The organism is Cognatiyoonia sediminum, from assembly GCF_900129845.1.
GTDB classification, from domain to species: Bacteria; Pseudomonadota; Alphaproteobacteria; order Rhodobacterales; family Rhodobacteraceae; genus Cognatiyoonia; species Cognatiyoonia sediminum.
Map to the genome: position 1 here is coordinate 1,480,912 of NZ_FQXB01000001.1, position 13,504 is coordinate 1,494,415.

At 53.4% G+C, this 13,504-nt stretch carries 16 protein-coding genes; 2 read left to right on the forward strand and 14 right to left on the reverse strand.

Going from position 1 to position 13,504, the window contains the following annotated elements:
• The 6 genes from phnK to phnG all read right to left on the reverse strand — a co-directional run bounded on the left by phnK (window position 1) and on the right by phnG (window position 4,909).
• Window positions 1-771 (reverse strand): phosphonate C-P lyase system protein PhnK, encoded by a 771-nt coding sequence (phnK, locus tag BUA85_RS07435; protein WP_072900183.1) that lies wholly within the window; start codon window positions 769-771, stop codon window positions 1-3.
• A complete protein-coding gene (locus BUA85_RS07440; protein WP_072900184.1) occupies window positions 768-1,643 on the reverse strand; it encodes an alpha-D-ribose 1-methylphosphonate 5-phosphate C-P-lyase PhnJ in 876 nt (291 codons plus the stop codon). The genes phnK and BUA85_RS07440 overlap by 4 nt, the downstream gene beginning before the upstream one ends.
• Entirely contained in the window at window positions 1,640-2,233 is a 594-nt protein-coding gene (locus tag BUA85_RS07445; protein WP_072900185.1) for an HAD family hydrolase, read from the reverse strand. Before BUA85_RS07445 ends, BUA85_RS07440 begins: the two co-directional genes overlap by 4 nt.
• A 571-nt stretch (window positions 2,234-2,804) precedes the next feature.
• Window positions 2,805-3,893: a carbon-phosphorus lyase complex subunit gene (locus BUA85_RS07455; protein ID WP_072900187.1), complete on the reverse strand. Its 1,089-nt coding sequence runs from the start codon at window positions 3,891-3,893 to the stop codon at window positions 2,805-2,807.
• On the reverse strand, window positions 3,894-4,454 hold the full coding sequence (gene phnH / locus BUA85_RS07460; protein ID WP_072900188.1) for a phosphonate C-P lyase system protein PhnH: 561 nt from the start codon (window positions 4,452-4,454) through the stop codon (window positions 3,894-3,896).
• Window positions 4,454-4,909, reverse strand: a complete 456-nt coding sequence (gene phnG / locus BUA85_RS07465; RefSeq protein WP_072900189.1) for a phosphonate C-P lyase system protein PhnG — start codon at window positions 4,907-4,909, stop codon at window positions 4,454-4,456. Before phnG ends, phnH begins: the two co-directional genes overlap by 1 nt.
• 81 nt (window positions 4,910-4,990) lie before the next feature.
• Between phnG and phnF the strand changes: the two genes are divergently transcribed.
• Window positions 4,991-5,710, forward strand: a complete 720-nt coding sequence (gene phnF, locus BUA85_RS07470; protein WP_072900190.1) for a phosphonate metabolism transcriptional regulator PhnF — start codon at window positions 4,991-4,993, stop codon at window positions 5,708-5,710.
• A gap of 49 nt (window positions 5,711-5,759) precedes the next feature.
• On the opposite strand, the gene BUA85_RS07475 is transcribed toward phnF, so the two are convergent.
• The 6 genes from BUA85_RS07475 to phnC all read right to left on the reverse strand — a co-directional run bounded on the left by BUA85_RS07475 (window position 5,760) and on the right by phnC (window position 11,711).
• Entirely contained in the window at window positions 5,760-6,974 is a 1,215-nt protein-coding gene (locus BUA85_RS07475; RefSeq protein ID WP_072900191.1) for a glycerophosphodiester phosphodiesterase family protein, read from the reverse strand.
• Between the two features lie 42 nt (window positions 6,975-7,016).
• A complete protein-coding gene (locus tag BUA85_RS07480) occupies window positions 7,017-7,679 on the reverse strand; it encodes a DapH/DapD/GlmU-related protein (RefSeq protein WP_072900192.1) in 663 nt (220 codons plus the stop codon).
• The gene (gene phnE, locus BUA85_RS07485; protein WP_072900193.1) at window positions 7,679-8,992 is read right to left on the reverse strand and encodes a phosphonate ABC transporter, permease protein PhnE; all 1,314 of its coding nucleotides are present in this window, start codon (window positions 8,990-8,992) and stop codon (window positions 7,679-7,681) included. The genes BUA85_RS07480 and phnE (BUA85_RS07485) overlap by 1 nt, the downstream gene beginning before the upstream one ends.
• Window positions 8,989-9,864, reverse strand: coding sequence for a phosphonate ABC transporter, permease protein PhnE (gene phnE, locus BUA85_RS07490; RefSeq protein WP_072900194.1), 876 nt, complete (start codon window positions 9,862-9,864; stop codon window positions 8,989-8,991). The genes phnE (BUA85_RS07485) and phnE (BUA85_RS07490) overlap by 4 nt, the downstream gene beginning before the upstream one ends.
• A 62-nt stretch (window positions 9,865-9,926) precedes the next feature.
• On the reverse strand, window positions 9,927-10,838 hold the full coding sequence (gene phnD, locus BUA85_RS07495; RefSeq protein WP_072900195.1) for a phosphonate ABC transporter substrate-binding protein: 912 nt from the start codon (window positions 10,836-10,838) through the stop codon (window positions 9,927-9,929).
• Between the two features lie 57 nt (window positions 10,839-10,895).
• Window positions 10,896-11,711 (reverse strand): phosphonate ABC transporter ATP-binding protein, encoded by an 816-nt coding sequence (gene phnC / locus BUA85_RS07500; protein ID WP_072900196.1) that lies wholly within the window; start codon window positions 11,709-11,711, stop codon window positions 10,896-10,898.
• Between the two features lie 209 nt (window positions 11,712-11,920).
• Between phnC and BUA85_RS07505 the strand changes: the two genes are divergently transcribed.
• Window positions 11,921-12,214, forward strand: a complete 294-nt coding sequence (locus BUA85_RS07505) for a hypothetical protein (protein ID WP_131802777.1) — start codon at window positions 11,921-11,923, stop codon at window positions 12,212-12,214.
• 483 nt (window positions 12,215-12,697) lie between these two features.
• Here the strand turns inward: BUA85_RS07505 and BUA85_RS07515 are convergent, their stop codons facing one another.
• Both BUA85_RS07515 and BUA85_RS17015 read right to left on the reverse strand, forming a co-directional pair.
• A complete protein-coding gene (locus tag BUA85_RS07515) occupies window positions 12,698-13,093 on the reverse strand; it encodes a thermonuclease family protein (protein ID WP_072900199.1) in 396 nt (131 codons plus the stop codon).
• Between the two features lie 22 nt (window positions 13,094-13,115).
• Window positions 13,116-13,250 (reverse strand): hypothetical protein, encoded by a 135-nt coding sequence (locus BUA85_RS17015; protein ID WP_278246395.1) that lies wholly within the window; start codon window positions 13,248-13,250, stop codon window positions 13,116-13,118.
• Window positions 13,251-13,504: the final 254 nt, after the last annotated feature.

Sequence of the window (13,504 nt, forward strand, 5' to 3'; positions counted from 1 at the left end):
TCATACCTGCAAAACGGAGCTGACGAGGAGTTGGCTGTAGGCGTGCTGCGGATCATCCAGCACTTGATCGGTTAAACCGGCCTCAACCACGCGACCGGATTTCATCACCATCAACCGGTCGGCCAGTAGTCTAACAACTGCGAGGTCATGGGTTACGATGATGGCAGACAGACCCAAATCGCGCACTAGACCTCGCAGCAGATCAAGCAGTCTTGCTTGAACCGAAACATCCAACCCGCCAGTGGGTTCATCCATGAAAACCAAACGCGGCCCAGTCACTAGATTTCGAGCAATTTGCAGACGCTGCTGCATCCCGCCGGAGAAAGTGGTGGGGCGATCATCAACACGTTCGGCATCAATTTCGACGCGTTGCAACCAATCGGTCGCTTTGTCGCGAATGTCGCCATAGTGGCGCTCGCCCACCGCCATTAGTCGCTCGCCGACGTTCCCTCCTGCGCTGACACCCATACGCAAACCGTCGCGCGCATGCTGATGGACAAATGCCCAATCGGTACGACCCAGCATCCGCCGCTCTGGCTCTGACATAGTGACGGTGTCTCTTGGCCCATCTGTGCGGGTATCAAAAACAACTTGGCCGGAGTCGGGCGCAAGATGACCAGCCATACAGTTCAACAATGTGGACTTGCCGGAACCAGATTCACCTACAATCCCCATGACTTCTCCGGGGTAAAGGTCAAACGACACATCGGCACAGCCAATATGCCGACCATAGTGTTTTGTTACACCCTGAACGGACAAAAGCGGTGTCATGCCGCCACCTCACTTCCTGGAAATGCTGGACCTTGATGGCCGGCAGCGCGGCGGCTGGTGCAATAATCAGTATCTGAACAGCAAAAGAGCCGCCCGCCTTGATCATCAATGATAACCTCGTCGAGATAGCTGTCTTCAGCGCCGCATAGCCCACAGACTTGATCGGCCTTAGACGCCTCAAAGGGGTGGTCGTCAAAATCGAGACTGACGACATCCGTGTATGGCGGCAGCGCATAGATCCGCTGCTCTCGACCGGCACCAAAGAGCTGAACAGCAGCCATTTGGCCAAGTTTTGGGTTGTCGAATTTTGGGATCGGGGACGGGTCCATCACATAGCGGCCTTCGACCTTCACCGGATAGGCGTAAGAGGTCGCGATATGGCCATGACGACTGATGTCTTCATAAAGTTTGACGTGCATAAGCCCGTATTCTTCAAGACTGTGCATCTTACGCGTTTCGCTTTCGCGTGGCTCAAGGAACCGGAGCGGTTCCGGAATTGGCACTTGATAAACGAGGATCTGATCTTCGGTCAGTGGCTCCTCAGGTATCCGGTGCCGCGTCTGGATGACTGACGCCGCACTTGTTTCTGTCGTCGTCTCTACGTCAGCGGTGCGTTCAAAGAACGTGCGAATTGACACGGCATTGGTTGTGTCATCTGCACCTTGGTCGATGACTTTGAACGTATCTTCTGGTGTGAGTACCGCCGCGGACACCTGAACGCCGCCGGTCCCCCAACCATAAGGCATCGGCATCTCGCGCGAGGCGAATGGCACCTGATAGCCCGGAATTGCCAACCCTTTTAGGATCGCACGACGGATCATCCGTTTCGTTTGTTCGTCTAGATAGGCGAAGTTATAGGCGCTTTCACTCACAGCAGCCCCCTTTGCTTAAGACCTGCTTCAAGAGCGTCCGGTCCGGTAAAATGAATGGCGTTCATGCCCGCGGCTTTCGCGCCAAGACAGTTGTGCAACCCGTCATCGGTGAAAATGCAATCGGCAGCGTCAACGCCCGCTTCGACGCAGAAGTAGCTGAAGATCTCTACGCTGGGTTTGATCATCCCAACTTGACCCGACACGACCGTGAATTCGAAAACTTCAGCCAGTTCCGGATGTGCTTTGCAGCCCTGAGGCCAGGTCTCCACCGACCAGTTGGTTATGGCGAAAACCCGCACATCTTTTGCTTTCAGCGCGTTCAGAATATCCCACGTGCCCTGAATCTTATTCGGCACCGTCTGCGAATAACGTTCTACATATTGCCTCAGAAGAGCGGCGTCGTCGGAATCATCCAATAGGGATGCAGCTTCATTGAACGTCGCGCCCGCATCACAGGCCAAATTCAATTTGTCGAAGTTGATGCGTTCCAAGAAAGCGTTGGTTTCCGATTGGCCGAGGTCGTCTACCCAAGCCAAAGCTGGATCCCACTCAACCAGCACTGCACCGATGTCGAAGACGACGTGTTTCATTTAATAGGTCCTCGCTGCTGAAGAGCTGCTACATTAGACCTTTGTCGCAATTCTGTTACGTGCGTTGTGCTATCCGCAGGCCAGACATGATGTGTATTCGATTTAGCAGGTTCATATGACGCGCTGGGGTGCGATAGATTGGCCCCTTTACCGCAGAACAAAACCCCTCGTATCGGACTATTTTCAACAACATAAGGAGACTTAACGTGACGAGCGCTTGCTCGAACAATTTTGCTTTTTGGAAAAGCATTTGGCCCTTTGGCATTCCGATTGGCTTGGTCGCCTGTTTTGGAGACTCGGTGATGGAAATTTTTTGGACCGTCGGTATTTGCCTTTTTCTTTGGTTCAAAGACTACAGCCGGCGTAGCACTCTCCGAAAAAGAGAGGATGGGGTCTATATCTGGGTCGAATGGCACGGAGGCGAACGAAGTTCGATGTGCGACCCCTCTGAGCCCGGTGGAGAATGGGCCAGTGAAGGAGATGGCGGAGACGGAGGCGATTGATCGGCCTCTTTTTTTTGTCTCGGGTACTCGACTTTCTAGACGTAAAAAGTCTTTTTTTGCAGCCACTTTCATTCCGCCGCCTCCTGAACCTGATGCGCGCCGGCCTCTCGGCGCAGCTTGCGGACCAGTTCAAGTTCAGACTGAAAGTCGACGTAATGTGGCAATTTGATATGTTCGAGAAAGCCCGTCGCTTGGATATTGTCGGCGTGATAAAGAACAAATTCCGCGTCCTGCGCCGGGGCGCCTGCGCTATCTTCGCCCAATTCCTCCCAACGAAGGGCGCGATCGACCAAAGCCATCGAGATCGCTTTGCGTTCGGTTTGGCCAAACACCAAACCGTACCCGCGTGTAAACTGCGGCGGCTCGGTTTTTGAGCCGGTGAATTGGTTGACTGTTTCGCATTCAGTCAGGGTGATTTCGCCAATTTCGATTGAGAATCCGAGCTCAAGTATCTCCATCTCCACCGGAACAGAGCCAATCCGCAGTTCCCCCACAAAAGCATGGTTTCTGCCGTATCCTCGTTGCGTGGAGTATGCCATGCCAAGCGTAAACCCTTCGTCAGACCGTGTCAGGGCCTGCAATCGAAGGGCACGATCAGCCGGCATTTCTAATGGCTCGCGCGTAAGGTCAGGCGGCATTGTGTCGTCATGCGGTGCTTCCTCGATCAATCCCTCTTGATTGAGAAACTCAGTGACATGCGGCACATCAGCAGGCTCAACGTCACGCGAAGGGGCTTCGGCAACCTCTCCATCTGCGGCGAGTTTGAAATCCAGCAAGCGGTGGGTGTAGTCGAAGGTTGGCCCAAGGATCTGCCCACCAGGCAAGTCTTTGAACGTAGCGGAGATTCGGCGATCGCAGTCCATCACACCGGTATCAATCGGTTTGGATGACCCAAAGCGTGGTAACGTCGTCCGGTAAGCGCGAATGAGAAAGATCGCTTCGATCAGATCACCGCGTGATTGCTTGATCGCTAAGGCCGCAAGGTCGGGATCATAAAGTGACCCTTCGGCCATCACGCGATGTACAGAGAGGCTCAGTTGTTCGCGGATTTGTTCGATTGTTAGTTCGGCTACTTTGGTATCGCCGCGCCGTTCTTCTGCCAACCAGGCATGGGCGTTTTCGATAGCGCGTTCGCCGCCCTTTACAGCCACATACATTTAAGACACCTCCGTTGAACGCGGTAACGCTGCGAGTTGGTCGCCACAGGTGAAATAGAAATCCAGACCCAGCGGAAATTTCGCTTGATTGGCTTGGAACGCAGCAAGCTCTGGTAGGTTTAGGCTTGCTTGGTCTTTGATCCCAGGACCCTTTAGCGTTGCCTCACCGTCGAGGCTGGAGCTTTCAACGATAAGCGTCGCGGAGCGATCGGGATATTCAGACGTTCCAATTTGATAGGCGCTGAGAGGAGCGAGCGCCTCCCACGTCCCGACGGCAAACATCGCATGGGATGGTCCCATCAACGGAGCACCGGTGTGAAAAGCGATCCAAGCCCGAATTTCTGCGGTGTCGGTCTCACCCGCCAAATAAACGGGTGTGTCAGCGTCGCAAAGTGTAAGCAAGATGCATCCTGCTGCCCTTGAGAGCGGAGACGGCGGTTCTGCTCCCGAAATATCTTGGATCGTTCCTGGGCGCGCCATAACTTCCATCACGCTCCTAAAAGCGTGGGCGGATTGAATTGCGGGTTCGGTGAAGCCTCCGCCGAGCGTTTGCGCGTCCATCAATCCTCTCCTCGGACCAAAGTGAAAAAATCAACCTTTGTGGCTGCTGCTTTGGAAGACCGGGCAGCCCTGCGCGCCGCTGCCTCGGCCGCCAAGGGTTCCAGAATCGCCGTGCGGACCTGCTCCGCAGCGTCCGTTTGCATCAAAGCGTCAACCAAAGCCGCCGCTTCCGCGTCTGCCTTGCGCCGACCCTGAATATACGCGTGACCCACTTCGCCACTTTCGAGCGTTAGAGCGCATCGGGTGACACTCATTTCGCCTAAGTTAAACGGTGCACCGGTTCCGCCAGCACGTGCTTGCACCATCGTGCTACCAATTTCCGGAGCGCGCAGCCATTCGAAGCTGGGCCGCGCAATACAGGCATCCAGCAACGCCGAGACGCGTCCAGCAGGCGCCTTTGCCAAGAGGCCCATCCACCGTTTACGTGGGTTTTCTTCTTCAAAGGTGTCTTTCATCTCGACAACTTTTCTCTATCCTATACAACTATACATATATTACCATAACTGACCGATGATGACAGAAGAGTTTTGTGAAGATTGAGTGACATTTCCCCCAAAACACCTGTTTGGAAAGCGATCGCAAATGCATTGCGTAGCGACTTAGCCGAAGGACGATACACGCCCGGAGACAAGCTTCCTACGGAAGCGGCGCTGGCGGAACGGTTTGGTGTCAATCGTCATACTGTTCGGCACGGAATATCCGCTTTGGTAGAAGAGGGACTGATCCGAACGCGACGTGGAGCTGGCGCTTTTGTTGCGGCGACACCGACCGATTATCCCATCGGGCGTCGGGTACGTTTCCACGAAAACCTGATCGCCGCCGGGCGCCGGCCCGAAAAACGTGTCCTGCATGTCGAAGAACGTCTCGCAACAGAGGGTGAGGCGCAGGCCTTGCGCATCCCTTCGGGTGTTCGGATCTGCGCCTATCACGCGTTGTCCTTAGCCGATGGTCAGCCGGTCGCCGTTGTAGAAAGCGTTTTTCCTTCCGACCGCTTGATCGGGCTTGCTACGGCGTTGGCCGAGAACACAAGCATAACTGAAGCTCTTAAAGTTGTAGGCGTTGAAGATTACACCCGAGCGTCAACGCGACTGACAGCGGTTCGCGCCTCTGCGACCCAAGCGCTGCATCTAAACGTGACAGAAGGCGACCCCTTACTTAAGTCAACAAGCGTCAATGTAGATGCGTCAGGGCGGCCGGTCGAATATGGCCGCACCTGGTTTGCAGGGGACCGGGTGACGCTAACCCTTGAAAATTGAAATGGCCTTCGCAAGAGTTTGCGAAGGCCAACTCCGGTGTCGGACAGAGCTATTCCAGACCCATGCAGTTTGCGTAGTAAGTCACGGTTGCAGGCCAATCTGAGAAAATACCTACAACGCCGACATCTTGGGCCAAGGCATCGATGTATTTATACATAACGCCATCATTGTCGGTGATGTCAGCAATTGACTGATAGTACCAGCCACCGCCGCGGACCAACGGTCCTGAACGTTCGATGGTCCAGGTGATGATATTCAAACCGGCTGCCTTCGCTTGGATCGCGAGTTCAGACGGCACAATCTCTTCGCGATCCAATGTGACGAGCATCCAAGTCGGGGGCGCGATGTAGTTTACACCCATCGCTTTCAGCTCTTCCATGGTGTTTGGCCAGGTCGCCGGATCCATCGGGGAATAGCCATCAATGTTGTATTCATCCATCAGATAGACAGCTTGCGCGCCAAAGTCCGGTTCCGCTTCGATCCAATACAAGATGTCTTCGAGGTTAAAGGATTGAAGCCAAACGTCAGATGCGGGAACGCCTGCCGCTTTGTACTCATCAACCAACTTTTGTGCATAGTCTTCCTGCGAGAAGCCGTTGAACGGCATTTCCACAGACGGTGATTTCAGCTCTGGCGTAAACTTCGCACCCAGGGATTTGAACAACTCGATGGACTCTGCATGCGACATGATCGTCGCAGGCTCAACGGAATAAAGATCAGTGCGCCAATCAGCGGTGCCGCCAAGATAAGCTTCAACAGTCGTGGCTGAACGATCGGCTGCATCCATCTTTGGGGTCAGTGTGCGGTATTCAGCCAACGTAATTTCGGATGTCCGGCATTCTGCAGCGGCGTCTGTGTCACCATCTGCTGGCGCAAATGGGGTCACGCAGGTGTCCGCGAGCGGCGTGGCAAGGATATTGGTCGTTGTGTGAAGGTCGTTCTGCGCATGCCGGCAAACCAATTCCAAGTCTTCGGTAAATGTCACGTCGCATTCCAGAATGCCTGCACCCATGCGGGCCGCTGCGAGGTTTGATTCCGCCGTATGCTCAGGAAACTGCATCGGTGCCCCACGGTGTCCGATTGAGAAGCGAGACGGCGTCGCCTCTTGTCCAGCGCAAGACATCAACTTTTCTTTGAGCGGACTATCCGCCATTCGATCAATCAAATAGTAGGGCCGTGGGCCATATTCGACGCTATCGACAGATTGCGCTAGCACAGGCGCGGCTGACACAGCCAGCGCTGCGATTGTAGAAATTCTAAGCATGGGTATCCCCTTAAATTTGGAATGCCCTGTTGCTCTGAACCGTCAGAGTAAACCGTCCGTGACAGTTGTTTGAAGTTTTTCTGACATCTGGGAGGCCTCATATTTTTCAAGGAAAGCCTCTGCACTGAGAGCGCGAAAATCGCCTAGCGCGCAGCGCAGTTTGGGGTGCTCCCAATCCCACCACGCCAGCGCGATCAAACGGTCGGCTATCTCTCTTGGTTGGCGCAACCGCAGCGCCTTCGCTGGCGTGCCGGCAACAATAGTAAAGGGATCGACATCTTTGGTGACAACGGCCCCAGCCGCGACAACAGCTCCATCTCCAAGTGTCACCTCAGGTTTAATCATTGCACCCGCGCCGATCCATGTATCGTGCCCAATTACAGAGATGCGGGATTTGCGGTGGGCGAAAAAATCCGCATCGCAACCAACATCATCCCAATAATCATCAGATCGATAGAGAAAATGATGCAGCGACGCCGTGTGCAGGGGATGGTCTGTCGCACCAATTCTGCTGAACGCTGCGATGTTTGCAAACTTGCCGATCTTTGCATTGGCCACATCGGCATATCGATCGCAATAGCTGTAATCATCAAAGCTAGAATGCGCGATGCGGCTACCTCTACCGATCTCCACAAAGGACCCAAAAGAACTGTCCGTGATCTCGCAATCAGGGTGAATGAACGGGTCGTTTCCCAGACGTGTCATCAGTCTTTCCGCCCAATCAACTTGCCGCGAAGCCAACCAGAGAACCAATCCATGAACATGACCATCAGAATGATAACAACGATGTAGTAAGCGACTTCTTCCCAATCCTTTTGCGTCTGAATGGCTTGGGTCAACAAAAGGCCAATACCGCCGCCAGTGATCGCACCGATAATCGTGGCAGACCGCGTGTTAGATTCAAGGAAGTAAAGGATCTGAGCCAACAAGACTGGCACCACTTGTGGGATTACGCCGAACCGATAGCGCTGAAGAGGTTTTGCACCCGTCGATGACACACCTTCGATCTGTCTCTGATCCACGTTCTCGAGCGCTTCGGAAAAGGTTTTTCCGAATGTTCCTGTGTCCGTGATCAAGATGGCCAGCGTACCAGTCAACGGACCTGGGCCGAATGCACGTGCCAATACAACTGTCCAAATTAGGGCATCGACGCCACGGACAAAATCAAAAAAACGGCGCGTGGTGGCGCGGATCAGCATAAATGGAGAGAAACGTTTTGCTGCGAGAAACGCGAGCGGCAAAGCGATCATTGCGGCACCCATTGTGCCTAGGAACGCCATCAATATTGTTTCACCAATCGCCCAAGCAACATCGCCATGTCTCCACATTTTGTTGTACCAAAAGTCATTGGCTGCACCCGATACATTGCTGCGCTCGGGATCAATTTGCTGACCAAAGAAAATGGAAGTGAAGCTTTGCCCATAGTACGGGCTATCAAGAGTGAACCAGAAGAGTTCCCAACCGGGGAAATAGTTGAACACTTCGGTCCGAGCGCCCGTCAGTGTGATGCGTCCTTCCTCGGTTGTGATCCCAATCCGCCTGTCTGATGCAGAAATCCAGTCTGGCAGCTCATCAGGCAGATTACTGGTGACCTTACGTCCCTCAGCCTGCGCCTCGATCAGAGGAAAGCCGGGTATCTCAATTTCGGTCCGATTGTCTGGCAAATATCGCACTATATGATCGCCGCCGAGGTCAATGGTCAAGACATCATCGCCGCTGACCCAATCCGGGCGTTCTCCATCGGGATATAGCCCTTTACGCTCTCCTTCGACGGCGTAGACGACATCACCACTACGATTGTCTCGCGTTACGTGGACCTTGTAGGACCAACTATCGGAAGCAAGCGTGACAGCATTGTTCCAATTCGCGCGCCCGGCAAGACCTGCGACATCAAACGAAAAGAAAATGTAGATAAGGTAAGTCACAATCACTGCGGGGATGGCAAAGCCCACAAGACGCTTACGTTTAAAGAGGCTGTCCGCGGCGAGCTTGGATGCATTGATATCGACAGCAGTCATTGAGCTTGTCCTTCGGTGAGACGATTACGGTAACGGCTGGACAATTGATCGAAGAAGACGATCGTGCAGAACAGCAGAATGAAAATGGCGGCGGCTTCGTCAAATCGCCCGGGCCCCCAAGCCATGGCGTTTCGCAGTTCGTAGCCAAGTCCGCCTGCGCCAACAAAGCCGAGAATGGCAGAGGCGCGGATATTGATCTCAAATCGCAACAGCGAATAACTGATATAGTTCGGAGCCACCTGCGGTAAGACGCCAAGTAGCATTCTCTGGGACCATGTCGCCCCAGTGGACGCGAGGCCTTCGACAGGTTTCAAATCGGCATTTTCTGCAACTTCGGAGAACATCTTCCCGAGTGCTCCGGCTGTGTGGATTGCGATGGCGATCATCGCCGGTACCGGACCACCGCCAAGAACAAAGATGAGGACCAGAGCAATGACAATCTCTGGAACGGCACGCATGATGTCCGAGATACGACGAAAAAGCGGAATAAGTCTTGGCCATTTGGCCAATCCGCGCGTTCCCAGAAGCGACAAGTATAGCCCGCCAAATACACCTAAAATGGTCGAGACGGCGGCGATATTGATCGTTTCGATCAAGGCTGGGAAATACTTAAGCAAAAGAGCGGGCATCTCGGCGCGGTTTTCCCAAGCTTCGGAAAGAACGTCAGCCGGGTAGTCTCCGATTTGATGCAGACCTTCCCAAAAACCGCCCGCGTTGCGTTCATTGACGGTGTAGAAACCGGCAACCATCATCACAACGAAAATCAAGAGCATCAGCCCACCGTAGAGGCGGCGCCGTTGAACCATTTCCATGTAGTGGGATTGGATATCCGAAACGCTTTGTTGCGTACTGCTAAACGCGATGTCTGCCATGTTGCCCCCAGATGCAAAAAACCGGCAACCCTAGCGGGCTGCCGGTCCTGTCTTTGACGTACTTAGCCGCCGATCTTCGCTTTGCGTGCTTCGACGATGGATATGTATGTGTCATGTGTCACGGGCTGGAAACCCAGTGTATCGCCTGCTGCGACGCCGTAGGCACAATCTGGATCCGCTTCATAGAGACCGTCGACCAGCTCTGTCATTGTGACTTTGACTTCTTCAGGAAGCGCCTGACGCAGAACAACAGGGCCTTCTGGGATAACCGCAGATTTCCAGATCTCTACCAGATCGTTCATGTCGATCAGACCAGCGTCAACCGCCTTGCGCAATGCGCCAGAGTTATAACCGTCTTCCCAGTTGCCCTGACCATCTGCCCAAGTCACACCACCGTCGATGTCGCCATTTGCGACAGCTACGATTGTCTGCTCGTGACCGCCGGTGAATTTCACTTCACCAAAGTAGTCACCGGATTCCATTGTGATGCCGTCTTTGTACTGAGGGATCTCGATGGATGGGATCAGGTAGCCGGATGTGGAGTTTGGATCGCCAAAGCCAAAGACTTTACCTTCCATGTCATCCAACGATGTCACGCCGCTGTCGACGCGCGCAAAACCGATGGAGTGATATCCGATGGAACCGTCCAAGTTGACCTTAACCAAAACTGGCTCAACAGCTTCTGGATCTTGCAGGTAGGTTGCAGCATAGGAAGACGCACCCAACCAAGCCATGTCGATTGTGCCGCCCAGTAGGCCTTGGATCACTCCGTTGTAGTCCGCAGGGGCAAACAGCTTTGTTTCAACGCCAAGTGCTTCGGATGCATATTCCTGCAAACAAGCATAGCTGTTCATCCGGTCTTGCGCGTTTTCGCCGCCCAAGATGCCGATGCGAAACTGGTCGATGCCTTCAGCAAAAGCAGCTGAGCTGAGGCTGGTTGTGGCGACAAGCGCCAGTGCGAGGGTCTTTTTCATCGTTCTCTCCGTAAGTTTGATGAAGGTGGCCCGCGTCTGACGCGGGTTAGAACTGGCTCAGGCGACGGCTTCCGCCGCTTGTTTTGCAGACCTGTCCAGTGTTTCGATTTCGGTAGACGTGGCAGCCTCCGAAAAATCCGCGCCTGCACCGTAGATGTCTCGTGCGACACCTGTTGTGAGTTGCGCGGGCGTGCCGTCAAAAACGATCCGACCGTCTCGCATACCGATGACGCGGTCGCAGTAGCGGCGTGCCGTATCAAGCGTATGCAGGTTGGCGATGACCATGCGACCGTCTTCTTCATGGATCGTTCGCAATGATTGCATAACGACCTGTGCATTCATCGGGTCGAGGGATGCGATTGGTTCGTCGGCAAGAATGATTTTTGGGTCCTGCATCAATGCGCGCGCGATCGCGACACGTTGCTGCTGACCACCAGAAAGAGCCTCCGCCCTTTTTGGCGCTTGTTCCGCGATACCCAATCGGTCAAGGATCTCGATGGCATGGTGGATATCTGATTGCGGATACAAGTTGAACAAAGTCGCAAAGGTTGACCGCTGGTTCAAAGTTCCGTGCAAGACGTTCGATACAACGTCCATGCGAGGAACCAGGTTAAACTGCTGGAAAATCATCGCGCAGCGGGATTGCCAATTCCGCTTGGCGGCACCCTTGAGATCAGTGATGTTTTCGCCTTCAAAAACAATCGATCCCTCCGTGGGATCGCTCAACCGGTTGACCATTCTAAGAAGGGTCGATTTCCCAGCTCCCGATCGGCCAATGATGCCGATCATCGTTGGCTTATCGACCTCAATGTTGGCTGAATCAACAGCCGTCTTCTCACCAAACCGCTTTGTCAGCGCGTCTATATGCAGCATATCGCCCCCAAGAATTTGAGGGCGACGCTAAGTAGGTTTCACGACACAAAAGTGACGCCTAGGATTCAGTTTTGTTTAATTCTTGAAACGGTTTTGTGACGGCGACGTCGCTCTAAATGCAATCTAGGGTAGATTTTCGAGCGGCACGATTAAAATTATCCACAGGTCGTCATAAAACTGTTACGTTTTAAATTCCGATGGTCTAACCTTTGAATATGCGGTTCGCCCTATCTCTCGCCTTTTGTTTCTTGCTACCAAGTTTTGGGGCTGCGCAGATTGCTGACCTAGATTGCGACGACCGTGAAAGGCTGACTGAAACGCTTGAAAATGTCCTCGGGGCGACAAGACAAGGCATCGGACTTCGAGACCCTGACACCACTCTTGAGATTTGGGTACAGACGCGAAACAGCGATTGGTTTATCGTTCAGAGCTACGCCAACGGGACGTCTTGCATCGTCGCTATGGGCGAGTTCTGGGAAGATCGGGTCAACGGCCCAGCTTAAGCGGTTATTCAGACTAATCGGTCATTTGTGGATAGCGCGGAGGCCGCGAAAGCATGTGTTTCCTGATAGCTGATGCATTGCATCAATTTCGGACGTACTATCACCGGCAACTTCGGGTCGAAAGCTGCGCATGGCTTCTTATGCACGAACAAAACAGTTGGACTGCGCAAGAAGGAGACCTTGCTCAAAGCTGCCGTAAGCTTTTTCCCAACATTCCTAGTGGCACCCCTGACTGAAAGGCTGCTTTTCACTTCTGGTCGTGGAGACCGTGCACTCGCCGCGAACTTCGGCTTTCCGCCCATCGCTTCAAAATGAGCGAGGCGCAGCATTGGTCACTAAGGGCTCAAAGCGGTTGTTTGCTCAACGGACAACCAATGTCAGCTGTAAAGGCCGAACAGCCATTTGCTGCGTTCTATTGCTGATCAACTAAACAGTCGGACCATACCTGCAAATAGTTATGGGAGAAGCCTAATGTATTAGAGTTTAGTCGCAGTAACTCGCTCTCCGTATCCGCGATTTTGCTGCTGGCGTCTCCAAGTACGCGTAACGACCACCTGAATATCTGCGGCAGTCAAGGGCGTGACCTGCCGCGATCACTGCAGCACCCACATCCTCGCCGTCGGCATAGCAGACGCCGACCCAGCGATCATGCGTACGCTCGCCATTTAAGTCGCACTCGATACTCTTGCCACGCAGATAACTGACCATCCATCGACGTGCATCTTGTCCTGCCCTGGTCCTAAGTTCAGGCGCATCCACCCCGTTTAATCGAACCGGCGTCCCGTCAACAACGATCGTATCAGCATCACGGACATGAAGTCCGGATGCACTTGCGGTTGTTGCCACTGTGGTCAGCGCGACCACGAGAACTCTTAACATATCAAATCTCTCTAATTTGGGATCAATCCAAGACTTGGGTCGCTATCCGAGTTTCCGTCAGCTCTTCTTCTACTAAGATGTATATCTCTTCGGGTGGAGTGTTTAGCGAATAGAGCATCAATTCAGAATTAACACCCATATCGATCAGGTGCTGCATTGTTTCGCCCTGCCCTTTCTGAATGCCCTGTCTGACGTCAGCGCTAATGAGACAGTTTAGGGTGATTTGATAAGAGAGGGTTTCTTGCGCGAAGTAGAGGTGATTTAATGCGAGCGTCTTGCGAGAAGTGCACTTTTTGGGTTTCGGTTTGACTTTCGAAATCAGTACCGCTGAACCTTTCGGTATTTCGGAGTTATTGTCGGTTTTTTTGTTACAAAGGACTGTTACATTCAACAGAGTTGTGATGGATTAAG